This window comes from Pseudomonas sp. C5pp (genome assembly GCF_000814065.1).
Taxonomy (GTDB): Bacteria; Pseudomonadota; Gammaproteobacteria; order Pseudomonadales; family Pseudomonadaceae; genus Aquipseudomonas; species Aquipseudomonas asiatica.
The window spans coordinates 95605-121220 of sequence record NZ_JWLN01000007.1; the positions used below are offsets into that span (position 1 = coordinate 95605).

The window sequence follows — 25616 nt, forward strand, 5'->3', positions numbered from 1 at the left end:
TCTCCGCAGGTGGAATGTTCATGATGGCAAATTTGCCCAGCTTCTGCTGGTTTCACGTTACAGAACCCCTTGAGCGGTGGCCGCTGTCAGACAAATTCCGTAACATCGCGCCCCTTGTTTTTGTACCGTCCGCCCGGATTGCCTCACAGGATGCCCATGAAACCCGCCCGACTTCGCGCCGACGTGCTCGCCGGCCTGACCACCTCGTTCGCCTTGGTGCCCGAGTGCATCGCCTTTGCCCTGGTGGCTCACCTGAACCCGCTGATGGGCCTGTATGGCGCCTTCATCATCTGCACCCTGACGGCGCTTTTCGGTGGTCGACCGGGGATGATTTCCGGTGCCGCCGGCTCGATGGCGGTGGTGATCGTTGCGCTGGTGGTGCAGCACGGTGCGCAGTACCTGCTGGCCACGGTTTTGCTGGGCGGCGTAGTGATGATCCTGTTCGGCTTGCTGCGCCTGGGCAAGCTGGTGCGGTTGGTGCCGTACCCGGTGATGCTCGGCTTCGTCAACGGCCTGGCGATCGTTATCGCCTTGGCCCAACTGGAACACTTCAAGGAGGGCGGGCACTGGCTCAGCGGTACGCCGCTGTACTTGATGATCGGCCTGGTGGCGCTGACCATGGCGGTGGTCTACGTGCTGCCGAAGTTGACCCGTACGGTGCCGCCAGCGCTGGTGGCGATCCTTGGCGTTGGTTTGCTGGTGTACCTGCTTGGCCTGCCCACACGCACCCTGGGCGATATGGCGCGCATCGCCGGTGGCCTGCCGCAGCTGGCCCTGCCGGACGTGCCGTGGAACCTCGAGACCCTGAGGATCATCGCCCCCTATGCGGTGCTGATGGCCATGGTCGGCCTGCTTGAGACCCTGCTTACGCTCAACCTGACCGATGAAATCACCGAGAGCCGTGGCTACCCGGACCGCGAGTGCGTGGCGCTGGGCGCGGCCAACATGGTTTCCGGCCTGTGCGGTGGCATGGGTGGTTGCGCGATGATCGGCCAGACCATGATCAACCTCAGCTCCAATGGCCGTGGTCGGCTATCGGGGGTGGTGGCCGGGGTTATGGTCTTGTTGTTCGTATTGTTCCTGTCGCCGTTGATCGAGCGTATTCCGCTGGCGGCGCTGGTCGGGGTGATGTTCGTGGTGGCGCAGCAGACCTTTGCCTGGGCGTCTTTGCGGGTGCTGCACAAGGTGCCGCTGAGCGATGTGCTGGCCATCATTGCGGTGACCGTGGTCACGGTGTTCACCGACCTGGCCGTGGCGGTGCTGTTCGGCATCGTCATCGCGGCGGTGAACTTTGCCTGGCAGCATGCGCGGGAGCTGTATGCCGACAGCCATGAGGATGCAGAGGAGGGCAAGCATTACCAGGTGCATGGCACGCTGTTCTTTGCCTCGACTACGGTGTTCCTGAACCAGTTCGACCCGGCTAACGACCCGGACAAGGTGACCCTGGATTGCCAGCATTTGAGCTTTGTCGATTATTCGGCGATTGCGGCGTTGAAGACCTTGCGGGAGCGGTATGCGAGGGCGGGCAAGCAACTGCGGGTGGTGCATTTGTCCGAGCGCTGCAAGAAGCTGCTGAAGCGGGCTGGGGAGCAGCACTGAGAAGGGTTGTTGCCTGTGCTGGCCTCTTCGCGGGCGCGCCCGCTCCCACAGGGATCGCATAACCCTTGTGGGAACGGGCATGCCCGCGAAGAGGCCGGTGCAGGAGAAGGTTTTATTCCCCGCGGTTCTTCTTGACGATGGCATCGGCAATGCTCGCCGGTGCCTCGGCATAACGGGTGAACTCCATCGAGAAGCTGGCCCGGCCCTGGGTCATGGAGCGCATCGAGGTGGCGTAGCCGAACATCTCGCCCAGCGGCACCTCGGCACGGATCACCTTGCCGGCCGGCGTTTCATCACCGTCCTGGATCATCCCGCGGCGCCGGCTCAGGTCGCCGAGGATGTCACCCTGGTACTCCTCCGGGGTCACCACTTCCACCTTCATCACCGGCTCCAGCAACACCGCCCCACCTTTCTGCGACAGCTGCTTGGTGGCCATCGAGGCGGCGATCTTGTAGGCCATTTCGTTCGAGTCGACATCGTGGTACGAGCCGTCGAACACCGCCGCCTTCAGGTTGATCAGCGGGTAGCCGGCCAGCACGCCGTTCTTCATCTGCTCCTCGATGCCTTTCTGGATAGCCGGGATGTATTCGCGTGGGACCACGCCGCCAACGATCTCGTTGATGAACTCCAGGCCTTCCTTGCCCTCGTCGCCGGGGGCGAAGCGGATCCAGCAGTGGCCGTACTGGCCCCGGCCGCCGGACTGGCGGACGAAGCGGCCCTCGATCTCGCAGGTGTTGCGGATTTTCTCTCGGTAGGCCACCTGTGGCTTGCCGATGTTGGCTTCGACGTTGAACTCGCGGCGCATGCGGTCGACGATGATGTCCAGGTGCAACTCGCCCATGCCCGAGATAATGGTCTGGCCGGTTTCCTCGTCGGTGCGCACGCGGAATGACGGGTCCTCCTGGGCCAGCTTGCCGAGGGCGATGCCCATTTTTTCCTGGTCGGCCTTGGTCTTTGGTTCCACTGCCACGGAAATTACCGGGTCGGGGAAGTCCATGCGCTCGAGAATGATCGGCTTGTCCATGTCGCACAGGGTGTCGCCGGTGGTCACGTCCTTCATGCCGATCAGCGCGGCGATGTCGCCGGCGCACACATCCTTGATTTCAGCCCGCTGGTTGGCATGCATCTGCACCATGCGGCCGATGCGTTCCTTCTTGCCCTTGACCGAGTTGAGCACCGCGTTGCCGGAGCTGAGCACGCCGGAGTACACCCGGGCGAAGGTCAGGGTGCCGACGAACGGATCGGTGGCGATCTTGAATGCCAGGGCGGAGAACGGTTCGCTGTCGTCGGCGTGTCGCTCCAGGTGCTTTTCTTCGTCATCCGGGTCGGTGCCCTTGATGGCCGGAATCTCCGAAGGGGCGGGCAGGTAGTCGATGACCGCATCGAGCATCAGTGGCACGCCCTTGTTCTTGAACGACGAGCCGAGGATGGTCGGTACGATTTCGTTGGCGATGGTGCGTTGGCGCAGAGCTGCCTTGATTTCGTCGACGCTCAGTTCCTGACCTTCGAGAAACTTCATGGTGAGCTCGTCATTGGCCTCGGCCGCTGCCTCGACCATGTGCGCGCGCCACTCGTCGGCCAGTGTCTGTAGCTCGGCAGGGATGTCTTCTTCGCGGTAGCTGGTGCCCTGGTCGGCATCGTTCCAGTAGATGGCCTTCATCTTCACCAGGTCGATCTGGCCGATGAAGTTCTCTTCGCTGCCGATGGCCAGCTGGATCGGCACCGGATGGTGGCCCAAGCGCTGATCGATCTGCTTGACCACGCGCAGAAAGTCGGCGCCCTGGCGGTCCATCTTGTTGATGTAGGCCAGGCGCGGCACGTGGTACTTGTTGGCCTGGCGCCATACGGTCTCGGACTGCGGTTCGACCCCGTCCGCGCCGCTGAACACCACTACCGCGCCATCGAGCACGCGCAGCGAGCGCTCCACCTCGATGGTGAAGTCGACGTGGCCTGGGGTGTCGATGATGTTGAAGCGATATTTGTGGGCGAACTGCTTGGTCGAGCCCTGCCAGAAGGCAGTGGTCGCCGCCGAGGTGATGGTGATGCCGCGCTCCTGCTCCTGGGCCATCCAGTCCATGGTCGCGGCACCATCGTGCACTTCGCCCATCTTGTGGTTGACCCCGGTGTAGAACAGGATCCGCTCGGTGGTCGTGGTCTTGCCGGCGTCCACGTGGGCGACGATACCGATATTGCGATACAGCTCGATGGGCGTTGTACGGGCCATGGCGGACTACCTGCGGATGAGCGGATTCTCCCACGGTAGCAGAACGGGAGAATCCTGCTTTACCGCCGGGCCGTCAGTCGGCCTGGGCTTGCAGCAGCCACTGGCCATCCACTTCGCGGGCCAGGCCGCTGGCTGGCAGCAGGGCCAGCAGGCGCGTGTGCAGGGCGGCTTCGGTGAAGGTCTTGAGAGTGGCCAGGTCCAGTGCGCCGATCAGGTTGAGATCGGCCTTTGTGTACGAAAGCCAGGCCTTTTTCAGGGCCTGGGCGACGTCGCTGCCGGAGGTGCTGGCAAAGCGGCGGTGCCATTGGCGGCCGTCGAAGGTGAAGGTGTGGGCGTGACTGTAGGTGCCTTGGTCGCCCCCTTCGGTGCAGCGATGGCAACGGCACGGGCCTTCGCCGAAGGCGTTGCGCAGGTAGCTGTTGAAGTCCACCACAGGCTTGAGGGACAGGCGTTTGTCGACTTCGAACAGGTCGGCGATCAGGGGTTCTTCGGCGCTCACTCGGGATCCTCGTGTGGTGTGGCGTGCATCGGCGGGCACCCTAACAGATCGGGGCATTCAGATCACCTTTTGCAGGCCCGGCCTCTTCGCGGGTAAACCCGCTCCCACAGGTACTGCGCAGGCCTTGGGCAATGTGCGGTCACTGTAGGAGCGGGTTTACCCGCGAAGAGGCCAGTAGAGACAATAGAGATCACCTGCCGTACTCTACGCGCCCATACGCCTACACACCCACAGAGGTAACCCGCTTGAGCACCAAGTACCCGTACATCGCCACCATCACCGTCAGCGCCGAAGACCGTGGCGGCGACGCCGAGGCCTCGGAAAACCCCAACATGCGCGTTGGCCTGGAAGCGGTGACCGAAACGCTGAAGAAGGTGCATTTCGTCGGTACGCTCGCAGCCCCCGAAAAGAACGCCACGCACATCTGCGTGACCCTGGAGAACGGCCTGACCTACTACGGCCCGATCGTCAACGGGCACGCCGAACTCGAAGGCGGCTGGATTGCCTTCGAGTCCGACATGCTCACCCCGCAGGAACTGGGTCTTTAAGCCCCCGTTCCTCTCAGGAGCCCAGCTCCGCCAGGCACTGCTCGAGGATATCCAGGCCCTCCTCGAGCACTTCGGCCTCGATGGTCAGCGGTGCCAGCAGGCGGATGATGTGCCGCGCCTTGCCGCTGGGCATCAGCAACAGGCCCTTGGCCCGCGCCGCTTCCATCACCTTGGCCAGTTGCGCCGGTGCCGGGCTGCCGTCGGCATTGACGAACTCGATCCCGCGCATCGCGCCGACGCCGGTGAGGCGGCCGATGAACGGGCTCAGTCCCGAGGCCTTCCAACGCTCGAAGCGGCGCACGATTGCCTGCTCCTGGCGCTCACCCCAGGTAGCGACGTTCTCGTCGGTCATCTGCGCCAGGCTGGCCAGGGCCGCTGCGCAGGCGATCGGGTTGCCTGAGTAGGTGCCACCCAGGCCGCCCTTGGGCAGCGCTGCCATCAACTCCTTGCGCCCGACCACCGCGCCCAGCGGCATGCCGCCAGCAATGCTCTTGGCCAGCAGCAGCAGGTCGGGCTCGATACCCAGGCGCGGGAAGGCGAAGCGCTGGCCGGTGCGGCCGAAACCTGACTGGATCTCGTCGATGATGATCAGGATGCCGTGCTCGTCGCAGAGGCGCCGCAGGGCCTGGGCGAAGGCTGGGTCAAGGGCGAGGAAGCCGCCTTCGCCCTGTACCGGCTCGAAGATGAACGCTGCCACGTCCTCTACTGCCAGCTCGACGCTGAACAGGCGGTCCATGGCCTTGAGGGCCTGTTCGCAGGTAATCCCGGTGTCGGCGCTGGGGTAGGGCAGGTGGTACACCGGCCCCGGCAGTTCACCGACCCGCTGCTTGTATGGGGCGACCTTGCCGTTGAGGTTCAGGGTGGCCAGGGTGCGACCGTGGAAGCCGCCGTCGAAGGCGATGATGGCGCGTTTGCCGGTGGCACCACGGGCCACTTTCAGGGCGTTTTCCGCAGCTTCCGCGCCGCTGTTGGTGAGCATGCCGGCCAATGGGTAGCTGACCGGTACGAATTGGCTCAGTTGTTCCATCAGCGCCAGGTATGGGCCGTGGGGGGCTGCGTTGAAGGCGTAGTGGGTCAGGCGAGCGGCCTGGACCTGGATCGCCTCGACCACGGCCGGGTTGCAGTGGCCCAGGTTGAGTACACCGATACCACCGACGAAGTCGATGTAACGTTTGCCGTCGGTGTCCCAGACTTCGGCATTACGGCCATGGGAAAGTGTGATCGGGTGAACGATGGCAATGGATTGGCTGATACTTTCCTGGTTCATGGGCACGCGGACCTTTGTTCGAATTTCTTATTATCCAAGCGTGTTGGCAGGTTATTCCGCAAACGAATTATTCGATTGCGGTCATTCCCTGGATTCTTGATCTTGTCTGATTTTGTATTGCTAGCACTGGCCTCTTCGCGGGTGAACCCGCTCCCACAGGTACGGCGCCGCGCTTGAAAGGTGTGCGATCCCTGTGGGAGCGGGTTTACCCGCGAAGAGGCCCGCCCAGGTGATATCAGTCCCCCTCGGCCACCCGCTCCCGAATCCACTGCACGAAGGCCCTGACCTTGGGCACTTCGGCCGCATGCTCGGCATGGGCGATGAAGTGCCGGCCGTTGCTCGCCACCGGGTGGTCCCAGGCCACTACCAGCTTGCCCTCGCTCAACTCTTCGGCCACCAGGTAGCGCGGAATCAGGGCGATGCCGCAGCCGGCAATGGCTGCGCGGATGCACAGGTAGAACGTGTCGAAGCGGGGCCCGTGGTAGCTGTTCTGGCTATGCAGCCCCAGCCCCAGGAACCATTCGTGCCAGGCCTCCGGGCGTGACACACACTGCAACAGGCGGTGCTCGGTCAGCGCCTGGGCGCTGTCGAACCGGTGGTTGGCCTGCAGCTGCGGGCTGCACACCGGCACCACTTCCTCGCTGAACAGTTCGATGCAGGTTGCCCCGGGCCAGGTGCCCTGGCCGAAGAAAAACGCAATGTCGGCCTTGGCCTGCACCAGGTCGAACGGCTCCAGTTCGTTGCGGATATCCAGGTGAATGCGCGGGTAGCGGTCGCCAAAACCCTTCAGCCGAGGTACCAGCCAGCGCGCGCCGAAGGTGGGCTGGGTGGCGATGCGCAGCACTTCGGTCTCGTCGCCGTAGCTGAGGATGTAGCGGCTGGAAATGTCGATCTGGGTGAGGATCTTGTTCACTTCGGTGAGGTACAGCGCGCCAGCCGGGGTCAGGTGCAGGCGCCGGCGAATGCGCTGGAACAGCGAGTGCGACAGCATGTCCTCGAGCTGCGCCACCTGCTTGCTGACGGCGCTCTGGGTCAGGTGCAGTTCCTGGGCCGCGCGGGTGAAGCTGAGGTGGCGGGCGGCCGCTTCGAAGCACTGAAGGGCGGTGGTCGAAGGCATCAGGCGTTTGGACATGACGGGCAAATACCGAGCAAAAAAGGAAGGAGTTCATTCCATAACGGAATCATGTGTTTCGAAAAGGTCGTTTGTTGACCTCGGCCTATAGATTAATACTGACCTGGATCAACGATTACAACCGGTCGTGCGAAGAGGAGGTCAGTACCCGCTTCCGGCATCTGCAAAACAACAAAAACGAACATCAGAAATTTATAAGAATTCTGCTCCAGTCTTCAGCCGCCCCGCTGCGGCCGACCCATTCGAGGGTTCTTCATGGCTTCGCCAAACAACAACAAACAGCGCTCCCTGCAGCACGGCCTGACGTCCCGTCAGGTATCCATGATCTCCATCGCCGGCATCATCGGTGCCGGCCTGTTCATCGGTTCTTCCAACGCCATCGCCACCGCCGGCCCGGCCATCCTCATCTCCTACGCCATGACCGGTCTGCTGGTCTTGCTGGTGATGCGCATGCTGGGTGAAATGGCCATCGCCAACCCCAACAGCGGCTCGTTTTCCACCTATGCCTCCGAAGCCATCGGCCCTTGGGCGGGCTTTACCATCGGCTGGCTGTACTGGTGGTTCTGGGTACTGATCATTCCGGTCGAGGCCATTGCCGGCGCCGACATCCTGCATGCCTACTTCCCTGGCGTGCCGTCGTGGCTGTTCGCCTTCCTGATCATGCTGGTGCTGTCGGGTACCAACCTGATCAGCGTGAAGAACTTCGGTGCCTTCGAGTACTGGTTCGCGCTGGTCAAGGTGGTGGCGATCATCGCCTTCATCGTGGTCAGCAGCCTGGCGGTGTTCGGCGTCTGGCCGCTGGCCGAGGTGTCCGGGGTCAGCCGGTTGTGGGACAACGGAGGCTTCATGCCCAACGGTTTCGGCACCGTGCTCGGCGGCGTGCTGATCACCATCTTCTCGTTCTTCGGCGCCGAAATCGTCACCATTGCCGCTGACGAAACCGCCAACCCGAAAGACAAGATCCGCCGCGCTACCAACCTTGTTGTATACCGCATCGCCATCTTCTACCTGGCGTCGATCTTCCTTGTGGTGTCGCTTGTGGCGTGGAACGACCCGGGCCTCAAAGCGGTAGGTTCGTTCCAGCGCGTGCTGGAAGTGCTGAACGTGCCGGGCGCCAAGCTGCTGGTGGATATCGTGGTGCTGGTTGCCGTGACCAGTTGCATGAACTCGGGCCTGTACACTGCGTCGCGCATGCTCTATTCGCTGGGCGCCCGTGGCCAGGCGCTGAGCGTTACCAAGCGTATCTCCGGCTCGGGCGTACCGACCGTGGCGGTCATCTTCTCGACCCTGGCCGGCTTTGCCGGGTGCTTCGTCAACTATGTGTTCCCGGGCAAGGTATTTGGCTTCCTGCTGTCCACCACCGGCGCCATCGCCTTGCTGGTGTACCTGGTGATTGCCGTTTCGCAGCTGCGCATGCGGGCCCGTGCCGAGCGCGAAGGGCGGCCGCTGGAGCTGAAGATGTGGCTGTTCCCATGGCTGACCTGGCTGGTGATCGGCACCATCGTCATGGTGCTGGGCTACATGCTGTTCAGCGATGCCTACCGCTACGAGACGCTGATGACCGCCGGGGTGACCGCGTTCATCCTGCTGGTTTCGCTGACCCAGCGGCGCGCCAGGGTGGTTGCCCAGACGGCCTGATGTTTCTGCTTTAATGTGGGGGCGTTGCGCGCCCCCCCATATCAATAAGCACAGGAAGCGTATGAACGACCACCCCCTTTCCCTCCAGGCCCTCGCCGCACCCGACGGCACTTGCTACGGCTGCGGTTGCTCCCACCCCAGCGGCCTGCACCTGCAAAGCCACTGGGACGCCGACGGCATCCACCTGGTGTGCCGGCACGCGCCCGACAGCACCTTCATCGGCTGGCCCGGCCTGGTCTACGGCGGGCTGCTGGCGATGCTGGTCGACTGCCACTCCAACTGGACGGCAATGGCTTACCACTACCGCAACGAAGGTCGCGAAGCGGGCAGCCTGCCGCGTATCGACTGTGTCACTGGCAGCCTTGGCCTGAACTACCTCAAGCCCACGCCCATGGGCGTCGAATTGTTGCTCAAGGCGCGTGTGGAAGGTGAGGTGGGGCGCAAGACCCGGGTGCTCTGCGAAGTCTGGGCCGACGATGTGCTGACAGTGACTGCCGACTCGGTGTTCGTTCGCGTCGATACCGAAAAGCTCAAGCTCAAGGCCCACGGCCAGGCCTGAGCCGCCGGTGCTGATGAGTGGTCGGTGATGGTCAGCGGCCGGGGATGTCTCTAGAGTGAGAGGTTCATTCCCCAGGCCAGGTTGATCATGACCGATCTCAGTGCTTTCCCCATTACCCGCAAGTGGCCCGCCAGACACCCCGAGCGCCTGCAGCTGTATTCGCTGCCGACGCCCAACGGCGTCAAGGTGTCGATCATGCTCGAAGAGATCGGCCTGGCCTATGAGCCGCACAAGGTCAGCTTCGACAACGATGACCAGCTGAGCCCCGAGTTCATCTCGCTCAGCGCCAACAACAAAATCCCCGCCATCCTTGACCCCAATGGCCCGGGCGGCCAGCCGCTGCCGTTGTTCGAGTCGGGGGCGATCCTGCAGTACCTGGCAGAGAAGAGCGGCCAGTTGCTCAGCCAGGACCCGGCCCAGCGTTACCAGACCTTGCAGTGGCTGATGTTCCAGATGGGTGGCATCGGGCCGATGTTCGGCCAGGTCGGGTTCTTCCATTTCTTTGCTGGCAAGGAATACGAGGACAAGCGCCCGCGGGACCGTTATGTCAATGAGTCCAAGCGCCTGCTTGGTGTTCTGGACCGGCATCTGAAGGGCCGGGAATGGATGGTCGACGAGTACAGCATTGCCGATATCGCGATCTTCCCGTGGGTGCGTAACCTGGTTGAGCGTTACAACGCCCGAGACCTGGTTGGCTTCGATCAGTTCAAGGAAGTGCAGCGAGTGCGGGCGGCGTTCCTCGAGCGGCCGGCCGTGCAACGGGGCCTGAAAATCCCAGGCTGATCAGGCAACACCGGCCTTATGTGCATGCACCGGCCATTGTAGGAGCGGCCTTGTGTCGCGAAAGGGCCGCAAGGCGGCCCCGGGATTTCAGCACTGATGCATAAATCGCCGGGGCTGCCTTGCAGCCCTTTCGCGACACAAGGCCGCTCCTACAAGGGGCGTATTCCAGCTTTTCAGAAAATGTGGTGCAGAAGCCAGTACAGGCTGCCGGCCAACAGCATCGCTGCCGGCAAGGTCAGCACCCAGGCCATCAGCAGGTTGACCAGCGTGCGCTTCTGAATCCCCGACCCGTTGGCCACCATGGTCCCGGCCACCCCGGAGCTCAGCACATGGGTGGTCGACACCGGCAACCCGAACATGTCCGCCGCACCAATGGTACACATTGCCACCACTTCGGCCGAAGCCCCCTGGGCATAGCTGAGGTGGGTCTTGCCGATCTTCTCGCCTACCGTCACCACGATGCGCCGCCAGCCGACCATGGTGCCCAGCCCCAGTGCGATGGCCACGGCCACTTTCACCCAAAGCGGGATGTAGCGGGTAGCATCATCCAGCTGGGTCTTGAACAGCAGCACCTGGCTGCGTGTACCTGCATCGAATACCACCAGCTGGTTCTTCTCGATCAGGCGGATGGCTTCGCTGGTCAGATACATGTCGTTGCGCACGTTGGCCATGGCTTCGGCCGGTACCCGCTTGAGCGAGCCATAACCTTTGACCTCTTCGCCGATCATGCCGGTCAGTGCCGCCAGCGCCGGTATCAGTTGCGGGTTGGCCCTGGGCTCGGCAATGAACGTGGTCAGCACCTGGAGTGGGTCGGCCGGTGCTGCTTGCGGGGCGCCGCGCACCAGTGCCTGGCGGGTAACCTCGGCGACCGCGGAAAACTGCAAAGCCTGTTCATTGGGCATGGTCTTGTTCAATGCGTAAGCCATCGGCAGGGTGCCAACCAGAATCAGCATGATCAGGCCCATGCCTTTCTGGCCGTCGTTGGAGCCGTGGGCAAAGGACACCCCGGTGCAGGTCAGGATCAGTACACCGCGAATCCACCACGGTGGTGGTGTCTGGCCTTCCGGCGCCTGGTACAGCGCCTTGCGCTTGACCAGCGCGCGCAGGGCCAGCAGCAACAGGGCGGCACAGGCAAAGCCGAGCAGTGGCGAGAACAGCAGGGCATAACCGACCTTGCTGGCCTGGGCCCAGTCCACGCCACTGGTGCCGTCGCGCCCGTGCATCAGCGCATTGGCCACGCCCACGCCGATGATCGAACCGATTAGGGTGTGCGAGGATGAGGCCGGCAGGCCCAGCCACCAGGTGCCGAGGTTCCAGATGATCGCTGCCAGCAGCAGGGCGAAGACCATGGCGAAACCGGCCGAGGAGCCGACCTGCAGAATCAGCTCCACCGGCAGCAGGGCGATGATGCCGAACGCCACCGCGCCACTGGAAAGCAGCACGCCGAGGAAGTTGCACAGCCCGGACCAGACCACGGCGACGGGGGCAGGCAACGAGTGGGTGTAGATGACGGTGGCCACTGCGTTGGCGGTGTCATGGAAGCCATTGACGAACTCGAAGCCCAGTGCAATCAGCAATGCCAGGCCCAGCAGCAGGAATGGTGTGACCGTGGTGATTACCGTGCCGCTGGCCGTCACATCCTGTTTAAGGCTCCAGGCGGTGTAGGCAATACCGGCCAGCAGCAGGCCGAAGAACAACACCAGGGTGGCTCGCCCGGGTTTGTGGGCAAGTTGCGGGCGGGCATCGCGTTGGGCCAGTTGCGGCAGGCTGGCCAGTGAGGGGGTTGCCATGGTGGCTCCGGTCGGGGTGGGGCAAGGGTGCCGAAGGCCTTGAGCATAGAAACAATTCGTAACCCGGCCGTGACCTCGATCAATGATTTATCTAGGCTCAAGACGGACGGTAGTGGCAGGAGAAACCCATGATTCGCTGCAAGCGTGTCTACGATGCGGTTGAGCAAGACGACGGCCAGCGCGTGCTGGTCGATCGCCTTTGGCCGCGTAACAAGCGCAAGGAAGACCTGCACGGGCAGTGGTTGCGCGAAGTTGCACCCTCGGATGAGTTGCGCAAGGCGTTTCACCAGGGTGAAGTGGATTTCGCCGGCTTCACCGAGCGTTACCAGCAAGAGCTGGCGGCCCACCCCGAGCACTGGTACCCGCTGCTGGACCTGGCCGGAAAGGGCACGCTGACATTGCTTTATGCGGGCAAGGATACGGAGCACAACAATGCCCGGGTGTTGGCTGAATGGCTGGAGGACGAACTGGACCGGCGTGGGCCCGGCAGTTCGCCCGTGTGCTACGCCCCATGATTGATATTCGTTGTGCTGGCGATAGGGCCGGGCCTGGCAAACCGAAGAGTATGAAATGTGATGTCCCTGAAACTGACCCCCGCCAACGACACCCACCGCACCTTCGCCCGCGACCTCACGCGCCGCGCGATGTTGCCGTACTACCGCGAATACGACCTGCTGTGGCTAGAGGAAGCCTTCGACGAAGCCTGGGGCTGGCGCGAGCAGTGGCTGGTGACCGATGGCCACGCGGTACTCGGCTTCTGCAGCCTCAGCCAGGACCGCCAGGCGCTGTTCATCCGCGAGTTGCACCTGCTACCCGAGCACCGTCGGCGCGGGGTCGGCAGCTGGGTGCTGGAGCAGTTGGCACTGTGGGCCCGCCAGCGGCACCTGCCGCTGCTGCGGCTGATGGTGTTTCGCAGCAACCCGGCGCGGGTGCTCTACCAGCGCCACGGCTTCGTCGAAATGGGTGAGGACGAATGCTTCGTGCGCATGCAGCGCACGATCGACCAATAACTCAATGATGGCTTGTCGCCACTGGTGAGCATCGGCATAGTGAACCCAAGCGTTCACGGCTACCTGCAGCGGGTAGGCCGTACATGAGTATGATCAGGGATAAGGAGACCCCCCATGAATGGAATCGGTCCGCGGCTGCGGGAAGAGCGAGAACGCCTGGGGATGACCCAGCGCGTGTTTGGCGATATCGGCGGCGTCGAACCCAATGCCCAGGGCAAATACGAGAGTGGTGAACGATTGCCGCGGCTCGATTACCTGGCGGCATTGGCAACCCGAGGCGTGGATGCACTATATGTGCTCAGCGGTATCCGCACCCCGGCACCGCTCGAGGGGCTGAGCGCCGATGAGTCCGGTTTGCTGGGGGCTTTCCGGCAGTTGTCGTTCGACGATCAGGCGGCACTTTGGCACTTGTTGCGGCGTTTGACCAACAACGACAAATCCCGACAGACAGTGAGACCGCTTACGGTTGAACCTCAGGCGTTTCTTACGGAAGGAATGCGTTAGGTCCGCCGTGAAAAATTTTGTTAAGGTGGCGGGATCCAATCGCCCTGCTGACGAGGTGTGTGCTTGATTAGGGTCTTAGTGGTCGACGATCACGATCTGGTACGAACCGGTATTACACGCATGCTGGCCGACATCGATGGCCTGCAGGTGGTGGGTGAGGGCGATTCGGGCGAGTCGGCACTCAGGCTGGCCCGTGAACTGAAGCCGGATGTGGTGCTGATGGACGTGAAAATGCCCGGCATCGGCGGCCTGGAGGCCACCCGCAAGCTGCTGCGCAGCCACCCGGACATCAAGGTGGTTGCCGTGACCGTGTGCGAGGAAGACCCGTTCCCCACACGCCTGCTGCAGGCCGGCGCTGCTGGCTACCTGACCAAGGGCGCCGGCCTCGACGAAATGGTCCAGGCCATCCGCCTGGCCTTCGCCGGCCAGCGCTACATCAGCCCCCAGATTGCCCAGCAGATGGCGCTGAAGCCATTCCAGCCACAGGGCTCACCGTTCGATGCCTTGTCGGAACGGGAAATCCAGATTGCCCTGATGATCGTCGGCTGCCAGAAAGTGCAGATCATCTCCGACAAGTTGTGCCTCTCGCCCAAGACCGTCAATACTTACCGTTATCGGATCTTTGAAAAACTCTCGGTCACCAGCGACGTCGAACTGACCTTGCTGGCCGTTCGCCACGGCATGGTCGACGCAAGCCTGTAAAACCTCATGTCCCAAGTTTTCGATGCCAGCGCATTCCTGGCTACCTGCAGTGGTCGCCCGGGCGTCTACCGGATGTTCGACGGCGAAGCCCGGCTGCTTTACGTGGGCAAGGCCAAGAACCTCAAGAAGCGCCTGGCCAGCTATTTCCGCAAGACCGGCCTGGCGCCCAAGACCGCCGCGCTGGTGGCCCGCATCGCCCAGGTCGAAACCACCATCACCGCCAACGAAACCGAGGCGCTGCTGCTGGAGCAGAACCTGATCAAGGAGTGGCGGCCGCCGTACAACATCCTGCTGCGCGATGACAAATCCTACCCCTACGTGTTCCTGTCCGACGGCGAGTTTCCGCGGCTGGGCATTCACCGTGGGGCGAAGAAGGCCAAGGGCCGCTACTTTGGCCCGTACCCCAGCGCAGGCGCCATTCGCGAAAGCCTCAGCCTGCTGCAAAAGGCCTTTTCGGTGCGCCAGTGCGAAGACAGCTACTACGCCAACCGCACCCGGCCATGCTTGCAGTACCAGATCAAACGCTGCAAAGGGCCCTGCACGGGCCTGGTGACCGCCGAGGAATATGCCGAGGACGTGCGCCACTCGGTGATGTTCCTAGAAGGGCGTAGCCAGCAACTGGGCAACGAGCTCAATGCCGAGATGGAGAAGGCCGCCATGGCCCTCAATTTCGAGAAGGCCGCCGAGTTGCGCGACCAGATCGCCTTGCTGCGGCGCGTCCAGGACCAGCAGTACATCGAAGGCGGCAGCGGCGACGTCGACGTTATCGCCGCCTTCGTCAACCCCGGTGGCGCCTGCGTGCACCTGATCAGCGTGCGTGGCGGGCGGGTGCTGGGCAGCAAGAACTTCTTCCCGCAGGTGGGCATCGAGGAGGAGGTGGCCGAAGTAATGGCCGCTTTCCTCTCCCAGTATTACCTGGGCAATGCCGAGCGCGAATTGCCGGGCGAACTGATCGTCAACGTGGTGCACGAAGACTTCGCAGCCATCAGCGAAGCCCTGCAGACCTTGCGCGGCCGCGAGTTGACCATCAGCCACCGGGTACGCGGTACCCGCGCCCGCTGGCAGCAGCTGGCGGTGACCAACGCCGAGCAGGCGCTCAATGCGCGCCTGGCCAACCGCCAGCACATGGCCGCACGTTTCGAGGCCCTGGCCGAGGTGCTGGGCCTGGACGAGGTGCCGCAGCGCCTGGAGTGCTACGACATCAGCCATTCCAGCGGCGAAGCCACCGTGGCCAGCTGCGTGGTGTTCGGCCCCGAAGGCCCGCTCAAGTCCGACTACCGCCGCTTCAACATCGAAGGCGTCACCGCTGGTGACGACTACGCCGCCATGCACCAGGCCCTGACCCGCCGCTACGGGCGCATCAAGGATGGCGAGGGCAAGCTGCCCGACGTGCTGCTGGTGGACGGCGGCAAGGGCCAGCTGAACATGGCCCGTGACGTGATGCAGGAGCTGGGCTTCAGCGACCTGACCCTGCTTGGCGTGGCCAAGGGCGTGACGCGCAAGGCCGGTTTCGAAACCCTGTACCTGAACGACGTGCACCATGAGTTCACCCTCAAGGGCGACTCACCGGCCTTGCACCTGATCCAGCAGATCCGCGACGAGGCCCACCGTTTCGCCATCACCGGCCACCGCGCCCGCCGCGGCAAGGCCCGCCGGGTGTCCAGCCTGGAGGATGTGGCCGGGGTAGGGCCCAAGCGCCGGCGCGACCTGCTGAAACATTTCGGCGGCCTGCAGGAGCTCAACCGCGCCAGTGTCGATGAAATCGCCAAAGCACCCGGCATCAGTAAAAAGCTTGCCGAGTCGATTTATGCCAGCCTGCATAGCGAGTAGAATGCGGGCTCAACTTGCGGCCAGTCGTACCGATGAATATTCCAAACCTGCTCACCGTTCTACGCGTCCTGCTCATCCCGATTTTCATCCTGCTGTTCTATATGCCCTACCACTGGAGCTACATGGCCGCCAGCAGTGTGTTCGCCGTTGCCGCCGCCACTGACTGGCTGGATGGCTACCTGGCGCGTCGTCTTCAGCAGAGCACGCCGTTCGGTGCCTTCCTCGACCCAGTGGCCGACAAGCTGATGGTGGCGGTGGCCCTGGTGCTGCTGGTGCAGACCCACGCCAACTTCTGGCTGACCCTGCCGGCCGCGGTGATCATCGGCCGCGAGATCGTGGTTTCGGCGCTGCGCGAGTGGATGGCCGAGCTGGGCGCGCGGGCGCATGTGGCGGTGTCCAACCTCGGCAAGTGGAAAACTGCGGCACAGATGCTGGCGCTGGTGATCCTGCTGGGCAACCCGCCGGCGGTGACCTTCTGGGTAATCCTCGGCTACGCGCTGCTGCTGGTGGCGGCGGGGCTGACGCTGTGGTCGATGGTGCACTACCTGCTGGCCGCCTGGCCGCACCTGCGCGAAGGCTCGGAGCAGAAATAAAAGTTTTTTTGAATCAAGGGGTTGACGCTGTTTTAGAAATCGCTAGAATGGCACCCATCAAGACGCGGGAATAGCTCAGTTGGTAGAGCACGACCTTGCCAAGGTCGGGGTCGCGAGTTCGAGTCTCGTTTCCCGCTCCAAATATAGATTTACAGGGTTCCATGGAAGTCTGTAGATCATTGAAAAAAGACGCTTCGGCGTCTTTTTTCGTTTCAGTCAAAGCCACTATTTCACTGTCGCGGTAGCGGACCGTCGTTAGGCCTACTGCAGGCCGATGATAGCGTCCGATGGCTGACTCCAGGTTACTCGTTATAATGCGCACGGAGGTCCATAGGGCTCGTGAGCGTAGCTGAGTGCTGCTCCCCTTGAGTTGCCGCCAAGTGCAGGCGTTCACTCAGCCACATGATCTGCGCAGCTTTCTGATAGAGCTCCTGTACCGAAAGACTCACATGTGGGCGTAACAGCGCCAGGCTGCTTTGCCTGGCGTCATCGTGCACGGGTTGGATCAAGCCGTGGCGTAGTCCAAGCCCCTGCGCGACCTCCCACAACCGGGGCCTATTCAAGAAGACATCCTTGGTCCAAAGGACGGGAACAGTCGCTTGTTGGCGATGATGGGGCCTGAAGTCCAATGCGGTCTGGACAAGTCGTTCTCCACCCGGTGGAAGGTTGCCCGCATGAACCTCGTGGGTGGGGCAGGTGCAGCTGAAGCTGTAGAAATGGAAGCCCAGTTCATCCGTGATTGCAGGGAGTTCCTTGAGCAAGGCGGGCAGCGCTCGCAAACGCTCCCAGTCTTGTGCTGTTCTGTTGAGCATCGTACCTCCCTGTAGGATCGCTCGTACGGTCGGAGGACTGGCACTCAGCGTCTTCAAATACCAACCGGCCCCATCAACTATAAGCGGGGCATAGCGTCGAAGAAATAAACAAAATGTTTAAAGTCTTATCGCGTGGATGAAAAATCGTTCATCGTGGCCAGGCAGCATCAGAAATTCTGGCTCATAGCTGTTCGGGCTCGTATAGACATACAGGCTGGGCAGCCCGCTCTGCACTTCCTGCAGCAAGCGCAATCCCTGCCAGTGAAACAGCGTCCGGTATATCGGCTCGGCTTCGCCTGGCTTGTACACCGCTTTGCTGATCCGTCGCCCCAGCTGCCACCGGCCCAGCCTTGCGACACACGCACCCAGCAGGAGCTGAACTCGTTGTTCTGGCTTTCGCGGTCCCAGGGAAAGCTGACCTTCACCCGGCCCCACTCATCGCAATAGATTTCTTCTCCCTTCGAGCCGACCACGGTAGCCATGTGCGGGCCATCAACGCGTGGTTTTGATAGTGGGGCAGGGCGCCATTCGGTCCGACCGGGGACCAGCACGGCGGTCTGCTCGTAGCGCGTGCCTTGTTCCACACCTGCGGCTTCTTCTTGCAGGCTGGTGAACTGGATGCCTCTGTGGGTAACCGTGTTCACCCGCCAGTGCGTGTTGAGGTCGTCACGTGGGTGACCTGTCAGGGTGAAGCTCAGGCCCGGTTGCAGGCGAACATCGTCACCCTCAACCTCGGCAATACGCACATCGTGGCGCAGCGCAGTGATGCGGTTTTCAGTGAACGGCTTGCCGACCGCATCGCGTTTGTAACGGCCTGGGTAATCGAAGAATTCGAACTCTTGGGACTGATGCTCCAGGAAGGGCCCGGCAGCTCTGTGTTCCTGGCGGTAGGCCGGGTTGGTAAAGGTGTAGTCACGCTGAACCTGGCGAGCGGTGCGCACCTGCTCGCTGTAGCGCAAACGGAAATCCGTGGCGACATGCGCCGATCTGTTACTGCTGCAAGATGCCGTTCAGCGACTCCAGCACCTCGGTGGTAATGAGGTGCAGCCGGTAGCTGTAGATGCCGTAGGCCACCGCCATGGCGAGGGCGGAGATAACCAGCGGGCTCCACCATGGCCATTGCCGGTTCATGCGGAATTTGCGCGGGGCGACGTTGGTGTAGGGATCGCAAACGGTCTCCGGTGTCGGGCCGCGCAGTTCTCGGATAATCCCGTGGAGTTGGTGTATCAGAGCGTTGAGGGATTCTTCGCCCTTCGGGGCGATGGCGTACTTGCCTTTCAAACCAAGGCACAGCGCGAAGTACATGAACTCCAGCACGTCCTGATAACGTTTGGGTTCCTGCATGAGGCGCGACAGTACGGTGAAGACTTTCTCTCCACCCCAGGTTTCGTCGTGGAAAATGCTGAGCAGGGGTTCCTGGCTCCAGCAGCTGGTTTTACCCCAAGGCCTGTCCATGACAGCTTCATCGATGAAAAGGCAAAGACCGTATGAGTACGCCAGCAACTGAGCGGGCTCGTAGCCGTGCTGGCGCATCTCTTCCCGCACGTTTTCGATCTGGTTACGCACTTGCTGATGCACGTCCTTGATGTTGGGCAAGGCATCTAGGGTACGCAGGCGTATCACCAGGCCGAATAGAGGGGCGGCGGCATCCAGCATCAGGTTGTCGTAGCCGCCACGCAGTTGAAAGTCTGGGTCTGACGTATAACCCGGAGATTCGCCCTTTGCAGTGCTGGCTTCCTCACTCTCACTGTGTTTGGGCTCATCATGGGCGCGAACTCGTGCTTCTTCTGCCTTCTTCTTGGCTCGTTGAATCGACGCCACCACGCTCTCTGTGACATCTTCTTCACTGCTGTTATCTTTTGTCATGTTGTTCGCTCCTGATGGCCCAGGGCGGGATAAAGAACCTGGGGATGCCTCGGGCATATGAATGCCGAAGCGATTAAACGCAGGTCTGTGCGGCCTGAGCTGGGTTGGTGAACTGATTTTCAAGGTAACTATTCTTTTAATCGAGAGGTCAAGCAGGGCTTGATGTGATCGAAGTCCATGAGGTTATCCGTTTATTCTGCTCGGGAGCGCCAAGGCTCGCCGTTTATAAGTTCAAGGCGAGGCTCTGGTGTGTGTTTTCTGTAACTTATAGGTTGTCTGGGTGTTCTATTAGTTCCCATTGATCTTTTTGAAGTCGCAATATGAATCTGTCTGCTGTTATCCAAAGAGTGCTTTGGGTTGAGCTTAAATTTTCTATGCTATATTGGTGAGGGATTGGTAGCGTAGAGGGTATGGCTTTTTCAAATTTCTTGTTTTTTAGCGTGAGTAAGCCTGTGGTTGTACCAATGTAGATTTGTTCGTTAAATTGCTTGATGCACCAAAAATTTGTATCTGTCTTTTCTGTGGGTATTCGTTTGAAGCCCAGTTTGTAATTGCCTCTTACAATTGTTCCGTTGTGGCCGCAAATCAGGATGTCATCAGCTGAAATGCAATGAATATTGTGCAGATGTTGTTTGGTGCCGCTTTTGCATCTGGTCCATGAGGCCCCGTTCCAGTGATAAATTGTGCCGTTGGTTCCGCAGGTGTAGACATCTTCTTTGGAAAGGCCGTCAATGCATTGCAAGGTTGTAATTGATCTAGCTTGCTGAGCAAGTTCTTGAATTTTGTTTGAATTGTCTGAACTAACTAGTTCAAGTGTCTTTGCTAAGGTTGATGTTGTTTCTTTTCCTATCTGATAACCGGTTTCTGTGCAGCGGTTTTGGTCTAGTTGGTATATTTGGCCTTCTCCGCCACAAACAAAAAAAATATTGTCAATCACGGTGAGTGAAGTGAGTTTCGCTTCGCTTCTCTTCGGGATTGCTAAAATTTCAATGCCGTCGGAGTTGTATATTTCAATTTCACCATCTGCTGTGAGAGAGCATCCTGCTCTTACGGTTTCAGCGTGCGGAGGTCTTAGGGCAGTCGAAATTACTGTTTTGTGGTCGATGTCGTGATAAAACCACTTTTCAGGCAGGCCAAGGTTTAGAACGAACACTCTTGTGTGCTCTATGCTCTCAAGTTTGTCCGCGAAGGACGCGACATATAATATGTCGTCGTTTATCGCGCATGCGCTCCCAAATGTTATTTTGCTGCTGATGTTCAATTTGCTTTCCTCTTGTTGGCAAGTTATAAGCCGCCTGAGCCTTTTTGAGTGTTGGACCCGAGCTTTGTGATGTCGCCAGGGTTTAGAAGGTTTGTTTTGTTATAAGCGCGGTAGCGATCGTTGGATCTCAATCCCATGCTGGCGTGGTATGCGTGTAATTCTGCAAGCATCCTTGTAGGGTTGCACCCGGTTATAGCTGACGCTGCCATTACGCCAATGAGTTCAAGCTCACCTAATGTGGCAGTTCCCTGAGGTGTGCCTCTTCTACCTAACTCCCTCTCAGCAGGGTCATAAATAGCGTGGATCAGACCATGTTCGTTTGCTTTGCTACCTTTCTTGGTTGGGGTTCCCCCGTCGACACAGATAGTGTAGCCGTTTGCATGTGAGAGCCCGCCAGGTAGTCGTGGTCCTGGGGCTTTATTTTTGTTGGGGAGCCTAAAAGCGCGATCTGCTACTATATGGTGCCCTGTTTTTCCAGGCGGGCAATTATTTCCATTGCCGTATCTGCGAAGTCGGCAATTTCTTTTCTCGCCTTTAGACTTTCCCCCGTTGTTCTTCGGCTTGTTCGGCTTTCTCTCTGTCGGTGGTGAGGGTTTTGGAGGAGTGGCATGGCTGTTTTTTAGAGATTTGTTCACTTTGCCTGCAGCCTTGCCCACAAGTACACCGCCCTTAGCTGCATCGCCGAAAACCGGGATCGCGGCAAAAGCAGCAAGGCCCGCGTTCTCAATGTCCCCTTCCAAGACATAAATGAACGCGCTGATTCCGTCAGAAATAGCACCCAAGCCTGGTAAGAACCCGAGTCCGTCTAGTGTGCCATGCACCCACGGGCTGGCTTTTTCCCACAAACTTTCCTTTTCTGTTTCAGCCTCCGGTGAGGGGTTGGAAGATGGAACTGGTATTTTCGCTTTCGCAGTTTCGCCGACGACACGGCCTATCGTGTTACCGTTGGCGGTTGTCCCGTCTATGTCTTTATTTTTGTAGTCCTTGGGTGGTGGGTAGTTAGGTAGTCCATATTCAGGGACGCTATCTTTGAATGTTAAATACTCCTCATAGGTAAGGGCGTCATGGTAAAGTCGAGTTTGCCCTTGCCAAATTTGTACGACGACAAGATCACCCTGTTGGTAAGTGGCGATGCTCTTAGTGGCGCTGATGGGCTTCTGAAATTTACTTATTTCGATGTTGAGTGGCTCGTCCATAAATCACGACCCGTTCATCCAGAAAAGATCGTTATGGCGTATTACCAGCTTTCCTTCGGCCCGGACGGTGCTGCTTCTCTCGTGCGGGTAACATTTCCCTCCAACCGTATTGCTTTTAATGCCTTTGGCCGCACCCGCTTGGTCACCGTCTGTCTTGGGTATAAAACTCTTGTCATAGACAACTATGGAGTGTCCATTAACGCGCACTGACTTCGCGACGCCTGTTGCAGCTTTCAGCTCTGCAGAGACCGGGTAGGGTACGGGTGGCGTGGCTCCCCCCATGGGTGTTTTACAGACATCTGGGGCAATGCTGACGACTATCCATTTGTCTTGTTTACGTGCAAGAACGTTCTCCGCCATTTCAGAGCACCTCCTGGTTCAGGTGATCTGTTGAGGCGCGCTTGATGAGCGGAGCACGTGGGTCAACTTCGAATCGGGCCTCCAACACACGAATGGGATCTGCTGAGGGAAGGCTCACCCGATGAGTCATCGACAACGTCATTGTGTCGGTGTCGATCGAGAGGGTGTCGGTCAGCAACGGTAGAGGGACCATCGCACCACTGTGTAGCCGAGCGAGTAGGAATGGGCGGTGCCCTGGTAGCTCTATGCATGACTGGCCGTTGTGGTTCCAATCGGGCGGGGTGAGGTTGAACAACTCAATGCAAGTATCTGGTCGAAAAAAGGTGGTCTGCTGGTCCGCAGGTGCGCCGTTCCAATAGCTGAAATCAAAGTCGTCGGGCAGACCTGGCCAGCGTCTGTCTTGCCAGTCACTGTCGTACGTGCCGGCTAAAGCCAGGCGGGGTGCCCACGCTCGTCCTACAACCCCGAACCCGACAGGCTGGTGGCCCAGGGCGCTCGAAATTTCAGCCATTTCAACGGCACTGATATCCCCGTCTGGCTGGGAGATTTTCAGCAGCCTTTCGATAGGCCTATCAGTCGGCTCAATCTGCGGGGCGGGTAGTTCCTCAAGGAGCAGTTCAAGTGAGCTGGCCACTTCAAAATGACGACGCTCAATCCAGCCTCGCCCCAGAGGGTTGCTATAACAGACCTGATTGAGTAGGTAGGGCTCAGGCGTGTGCTCGGGGTAGTGCGGATTCGCAAAGACACTCGATCCGCCAAATGCGTATTCCCATTGTAATGGTACATGCTTGGCCAATTCGGCTTCAGTTAGATGCCAGCCACCCAAGAAGCCTTGCCTAAATACTCGCGGCCCTGTGAAACGTAGTCGTTTATCTAAAAGAATATTGCGAGTGGGTGCGTTCGCGCGGCGTAGGTTTGCTTCGGCTTGCGCATCACGCCATGCATAGAGTTGCTGTTGCGTAAGTGGTTCGCCTGCCTTCCATGGCTTAGGCTGCTCGACCGTGATCTTCAACGGCGCTGCCGGTTCGCTTAGGCGAATGCCAGCTACCCAGTCGCGAGTGAGAGTTCCATTGGGAGCGTGGGCGTGCCCGTTAATGATGACATCACAGCGAGGTTTAAAGGGGGCTAAGTCGCTTTCCTCTTTTACGCTGCTGCGACCTTCATCACCGAAGTAATGATCAGCCAGGCAGAGTGCTACGGGCTCATCATCTATTACTTGGGCGCTTAGGTGCCCGGGTCTTTCGGCGATAGGCTCTAACCGATAACCAACCTTCATCACAATCACAGGATGTTCGACATCCTGTTTATCGAGCGCACTGAAGCACATGACGTCAAATGGCGTCAGGTTGCGAAATTCCATCTTGGGCTACCCCTTCAGTTGAGATCGACATCCTTGCCGTTGATTTGCACAGGCCCTGTGGCACTGAAGTCAAAGTTGCTGCCGTTGATCAGCACAGTGCCGTCGGACTTCATCACCAGAGTGGCCTTGCCCACCGTGATGCTCAGTTCGTCGCCTGCGGTGATGCTGAATCTGTTGCCGACCACCACTGACTTATGAATCCCCACCTGCTCGCTCTGGCTGAGCCCAACAGTCGTGTTCATGGCCGCGCCCACGCTCACCTGGTAGCCCGCACCGATGGTCAGGGCCTTGGCCAAACCGATGGTTTCTGCCTTGGCCAGCTTGATGGTTTCGGTCTTGTTGGCGCCGATGGTCACGCTGCGGTTGGCGCCAATGCTGATGGTTTCGTTTTTGCCAACGTCTTCGGTGCGGTGGTCGCCGATGGAGATGGTTTCGTTGTGATCGACGCGCTCGCTGCGGTCGTTGCCGACGAAGGTGGTTTCGTTGTGCTTGACGACGTTGTTCTGGTCCTTCTCGGCATGAATGAACACCTCTTGCCGACCCAGCTCATCCTCGAAACGCAGTTCATTGAAACCATCCCCCTTGTGGGTCTGGCTCTTGATGGTCATGCGGGTCTTGTGGTCGGGCAGGTCGTAGGGCGGGAGCTGATCACCACAGTAGGTACGCCCGGTAATCATCGGCTGGTCGGGGTCGCCATTGACGTACTGGATGATCACGTCCTGGCCGATGCGCGGGATCGCCATCGCGCCCCAGCTGCCACCGGCCCAGCCTTGCGACACACGCACCCAGCAGGAGCTGAACTCGTTGTTCTGGCTTTCACGGTCCCAGGGAAAGCTGACCTTCACCCGGCCCCACTCATCACAATAGATCTCTTCTCCCTTCGGGCCGACCACGGTAGCCATGTGCGGGCCATCAACGCGTGGTTTTGATAGTGGGGCAGGGCGCCATTCGGTCCGGCCGGGGACCAGCACGGTGGTCTGCTCGTAGTGCGTGCTGATATCTGCGCCGGCGGCTTCTTCCTGCAGGCTGGTGAATTGTTTGCCTTTGTGGGTAACCGTGTTCACCCGCCAATGCGCGTTTAGGTCGCCACGTGGGTGACCTGTCAGGGTGAAGCTCAGGCCCGGTTGCAGGCGAACATCGTCACCCTCAACTTCGGCAATACGTACATCGTGGCGCAGCGCAGTGATGCGGTTCTCAGTGAACGGCTTGCCGACCACATCGCGTTTGTAACGGCCCGGGTAATCGAAGAATTCGTACTCTTTGGACTGATGCTCCAGGAAGGGCCCGGCAGCTCTGTGTTCCTGGCGGTAGGCCGGGTTGGTAAAGGTGTAGTCACGCTGAACCTGGCGAGCGGTGCGCACCTGCTCGCTGTAGCGCAAACGGCGAAGGCACGGCATGGCTTGATCGCCACCGCCGGTGGCTTGGTACAGCACGCTGTCAGGGTCTACAGGCTCGTCGTCATCCTCGGCCTTGATGGTCCCATGGCTGATCAAGCCGAATGATTGCAGCCGATCGGTAATGATCAGCTTGTGCAGCTTTTCACTGTGCGCAAAGCGGTAGACGAAGCCTTCTTCGGCAGCCAGGCGGGCGATGAACGCCAGGTCCGTCTCACCGGCCTGAACGCAGAACTCGCGGACCTGATGGTCCATGCTGGCGCGCAGTTCGTACTGGCTGATGCCCTGGCGCTGGAGCATCAGCTCAAGAATTTGCGGGACGGTCTTTTGCTGGAAGATGCGCCAGTTCGAGCGCAAGTCGGCCCGGGCCAGCTGGGGCTCGACCAGCGCGTGATAGTAGGTGCGGTGGAAGCCACTTTCAGCCTGGCTGAAGCGGCTGACAAGGCCGTGCACGTAGCGCACCGGGCGTTCGCCGTCCCAGATGGTAAAAAGTACGGGCTTGTCGAGCAGGTGGCCGAAGTCGATATCGTTTTCGAAGCTGATGAGTTTCAGCTCCAGCTCGAAGGGCATGCTGATCCCCTCTCGGAGTTCGAACGACACCACTTCGAATTCAGCTTTTCCAACTAAAGGCTGGAAGCTGTAACGCAAATCAGATTGGCTAGGCATAAGCAATCCTTGTCCGCCGTCTG

23 protein-coding genes, 1 tRNA gene and 1 pseudogene are annotated in these 25616 nt (G+C 60.2%); 12 read left to right on the forward strand and 13 right to left on the reverse strand.

Annotated features, from left to right (window positions below):
* Positions 1 to 156 precede the first annotated feature (156 nt).
* Entirely contained in the window at positions 157 to 1599 is a 1443-nt protein-coding gene (locus RR51_RS07790) for a SulP family inorganic anion transporter (RefSeq protein ID WP_039613105.1), read from the forward strand.
* Between the two features lie 112 nt (positions 1600 to 1711).
* On the opposite strand, the gene fusA is transcribed toward RR51_RS07790, so the two are convergent.
* Positions 1712 to 3823, reverse strand: coding sequence for an elongation factor G (gene fusA / locus RR51_RS07795; RefSeq protein ID WP_039613106.1), 2112 nt, complete (start codon positions 3821 to 3823; stop codon positions 1712 to 1714).
* Between the two features lie 73 nt (positions 3824 to 3896).
* Positions 3897 to 4322, reverse strand: a complete 426-nt coding sequence (locus tag RR51_RS07800; protein WP_039613107.1) for a hypothetical protein — start codon at positions 4320 to 4322, stop codon at positions 3897 to 3899.
* Between the two features lie 245 nt (positions 4323 to 4567).
* Here RR51_RS07800 and RR51_RS07805 point away from each other — a divergent pair, with 245 nt between their 5' ends.
* Complete coding sequence (locus RR51_RS07805; RefSeq protein WP_013973376.1) at positions 4568 to 4870, forward strand: hypothetical protein; 303 nt, start codon at positions 4568 to 4570, stop codon at positions 4868 to 4870.
* Positions 4871 to 4883: 13 nt separating this feature from the next.
* On the opposite strand, the gene RR51_RS07810 is transcribed toward RR51_RS07805, so the two are convergent.
* Together RR51_RS07810 and gcvA are read right to left on the reverse strand one after the other, a co-directional pair.
* Complete coding sequence (locus tag RR51_RS07810) at positions 4884 to 6137, reverse strand: 2-aminoadipate transaminase (RefSeq protein WP_039613108.1); 1254 nt, start codon at positions 6135 to 6137, stop codon at positions 4884 to 4886.
* Between the two features lie 235 nt (positions 6138 to 6372).
* The gene (gcvA, locus tag RR51_RS07815; RefSeq protein ID WP_039613109.1) at positions 6373 to 7269 is read right to left on the reverse strand and encodes a transcriptional regulator GcvA; all 897 of its coding nucleotides are present in this window, start codon (positions 7267 to 7269) and stop codon (positions 6373 to 6375) included.
* A 255-nt stretch (positions 7270 to 7524) separates the two neighbouring features.
* Between gcvA and RR51_RS07820 the strand changes: the two genes are divergently transcribed.
* The 3 genes from RR51_RS07820 (at position 7525) to RR51_RS07830 (ending at position 10249) form a co-directional block, all read left to right on the forward strand.
* Positions 7525 to 8907: an amino acid permease gene (locus RR51_RS07820; RefSeq protein WP_015271043.1), complete on the forward strand. Its 1383-nt coding sequence runs from the start codon at positions 7525 to 7527 to the stop codon at positions 8905 to 8907.
* 61 nt (positions 8908 to 8968) lie between these two features.
* Entirely contained in the window at positions 8969 to 9466 is a 498-nt protein-coding gene (locus RR51_RS07825; RefSeq protein WP_039613110.1) for a PaaI family thioesterase, read from the forward strand.
* A gap of 87 nt (positions 9467 to 9553) precedes the next feature.
* A complete protein-coding gene (locus tag RR51_RS07830) occupies positions 9554 to 10249 on the forward strand; it encodes a glutathione S-transferase N-terminal domain-containing protein (protein ID WP_039613111.1) in 696 nt (231 codons plus the stop codon).
* A gap of 173 nt (positions 10250 to 10422) precedes the next feature.
* Here the strand turns inward: RR51_RS07830 and RR51_RS07835 are convergent, their stop codons facing one another.
* A complete protein-coding gene (locus RR51_RS07835) occupies positions 10423 to 12039 on the reverse strand; it encodes an inorganic phosphate transporter (protein ID WP_039613112.1) in 1617 nt (538 codons plus the stop codon).
* A 128-nt stretch (positions 12040 to 12167) separates the two neighbouring features.
* On the opposite strand from RR51_RS07835, the gene RR51_RS07840 reads away from it, so the two are divergent.
* From RR51_RS07840 to RR51_RS07870, 7 genes are all read left to right on the forward strand, one after another.
* Positions 12168 to 12554: a DUF488 domain-containing protein gene (locus RR51_RS07840; RefSeq protein ID WP_039613113.1), complete on the forward strand. Its 387-nt coding sequence runs from the start codon at positions 12168 to 12170 to the stop codon at positions 12552 to 12554.
* 60 nt (positions 12555 to 12614) lie between these two features.
* Positions 12615 to 13049, forward strand: coding sequence for a GNAT family N-acetyltransferase (locus RR51_RS07845; RefSeq protein ID WP_039613114.1), 435 nt, complete (start codon positions 12615 to 12617; stop codon positions 13047 to 13049).
* 114 nt (positions 13050 to 13163) lie between these two features.
* The gene (locus RR51_RS07850) at positions 13164 to 13553 is read left to right on the forward strand and encodes a helix-turn-helix domain-containing protein (RefSeq protein ID WP_039613115.1); all 390 of its coding nucleotides are present in this window, start codon (positions 13164 to 13166) and stop codon (positions 13551 to 13553) included.
* A 63-nt stretch (positions 13554 to 13616) separates the two neighbouring features.
* Entirely contained in the window at positions 13617 to 14255 is a 639-nt protein-coding gene (gene gacA / locus RR51_RS07855; protein WP_015271036.1) for a response regulator transcription factor GacA, read from the forward strand.
* A gap of 6 nt (positions 14256 to 14261) precedes the next feature.
* The gene (gene uvrC / locus RR51_RS07860; RefSeq protein WP_013973365.1) at positions 14262 to 16085 is read left to right on the forward strand and encodes an excinuclease ABC subunit UvrC; all 1824 of its coding nucleotides are present in this window, start codon (positions 14262 to 14264) and stop codon (positions 16083 to 16085) included.
* Positions 16086 to 16117: 32 nt separating this feature from the next.
* Positions 16118 to 16678, forward strand: a complete 561-nt coding sequence (gene pgsA / locus RR51_RS07865; protein ID WP_039613116.1) for a CDP-diacylglycerol--glycerol-3-phosphate 3-phosphatidyltransferase — start codon at positions 16118 to 16120, stop codon at positions 16676 to 16678.
* Positions 16679 to 16742: 64 nt separating this feature from the next.
* Positions 16743 to 16818 (forward strand) — tRNA-Gly (locus RR51_RS07870).
* Between the two features lie 162 nt (positions 16819 to 16980).
* On the opposite strand, the gene RR51_RS07875 is transcribed toward RR51_RS07870, so the two are convergent.
* From RR51_RS07875 to RR51_RS07900, 8 genes and pseudogenes are all read right to left on the reverse strand, one after another.
* Positions 16981 to 17490 (reverse strand): autoinducer binding domain-containing protein, encoded by a 510-nt coding sequence (locus tag RR51_RS07875; RefSeq protein ID WP_039613117.1) that lies wholly within the window; start codon positions 17488 to 17490, stop codon positions 16981 to 16983.
* A 308-nt stretch (positions 17491 to 17798) separates the two neighbouring features.
* Positions 17799 to 18452 (reverse strand): annotated as a pseudogene (gene tssI / locus RR51_RS07880) (type VI secretion system tip protein TssI/VgrG); the annotation flags it as partial.
* Between the two features lie 28 nt (positions 18453 to 18480).
* Entirely contained in the window at positions 18481 to 19356 is an 876-nt protein-coding gene (gene icmH, locus RR51_RS07885) for a type IVB secretion system protein IcmH/DotU (protein ID WP_039613119.1), read from the reverse strand.
* Positions 19357 to 19621: 265 nt separating this feature from the next.
* Complete coding sequence (locus RR51_RS30165) at positions 19622 to 20617, reverse strand: hypothetical protein (protein WP_152619864.1); 996 nt, start codon at positions 20615 to 20617, stop codon at positions 19622 to 19624.
* A 23-nt stretch (positions 20618 to 20640) separates the two neighbouring features.
* Positions 20641 to 21813, reverse strand: coding sequence for a hypothetical protein (locus RR51_RS30170; protein ID WP_152619865.1), 1173 nt, complete (start codon positions 21811 to 21813; stop codon positions 20641 to 20643).
* A gap of 3 nt (positions 21814 to 21816) precedes the next feature.
* Entirely contained in the window at positions 21817 to 22173 is a 357-nt protein-coding gene (locus RR51_RS28985) for a DUF4150 domain-containing protein (protein WP_082044662.1), read from the reverse strand.
* Position 22174: 1 nt separating this feature from the next.
* Positions 22175 to 23533 carry a DUF2169 family type VI secretion system accessory protein gene (locus tag RR51_RS07895; protein ID WP_039613121.1) on the reverse strand — a complete coding sequence of 453 codons (1359 nt, stop codon included), beginning with the start codon at positions 23531 to 23533 and terminating at the stop codon, positions 22175 to 22177.
* A gap of 14 nt (positions 23534 to 23547) precedes the next feature.
* Entirely contained in the window at positions 23548 to 25593 is a 2046-nt protein-coding gene (locus tag RR51_RS07900) for a type VI secretion system Vgr family protein (RefSeq protein WP_039613122.1), read from the reverse strand.
* Positions 25594 to 25616 lie beyond the last annotated feature (23 nt).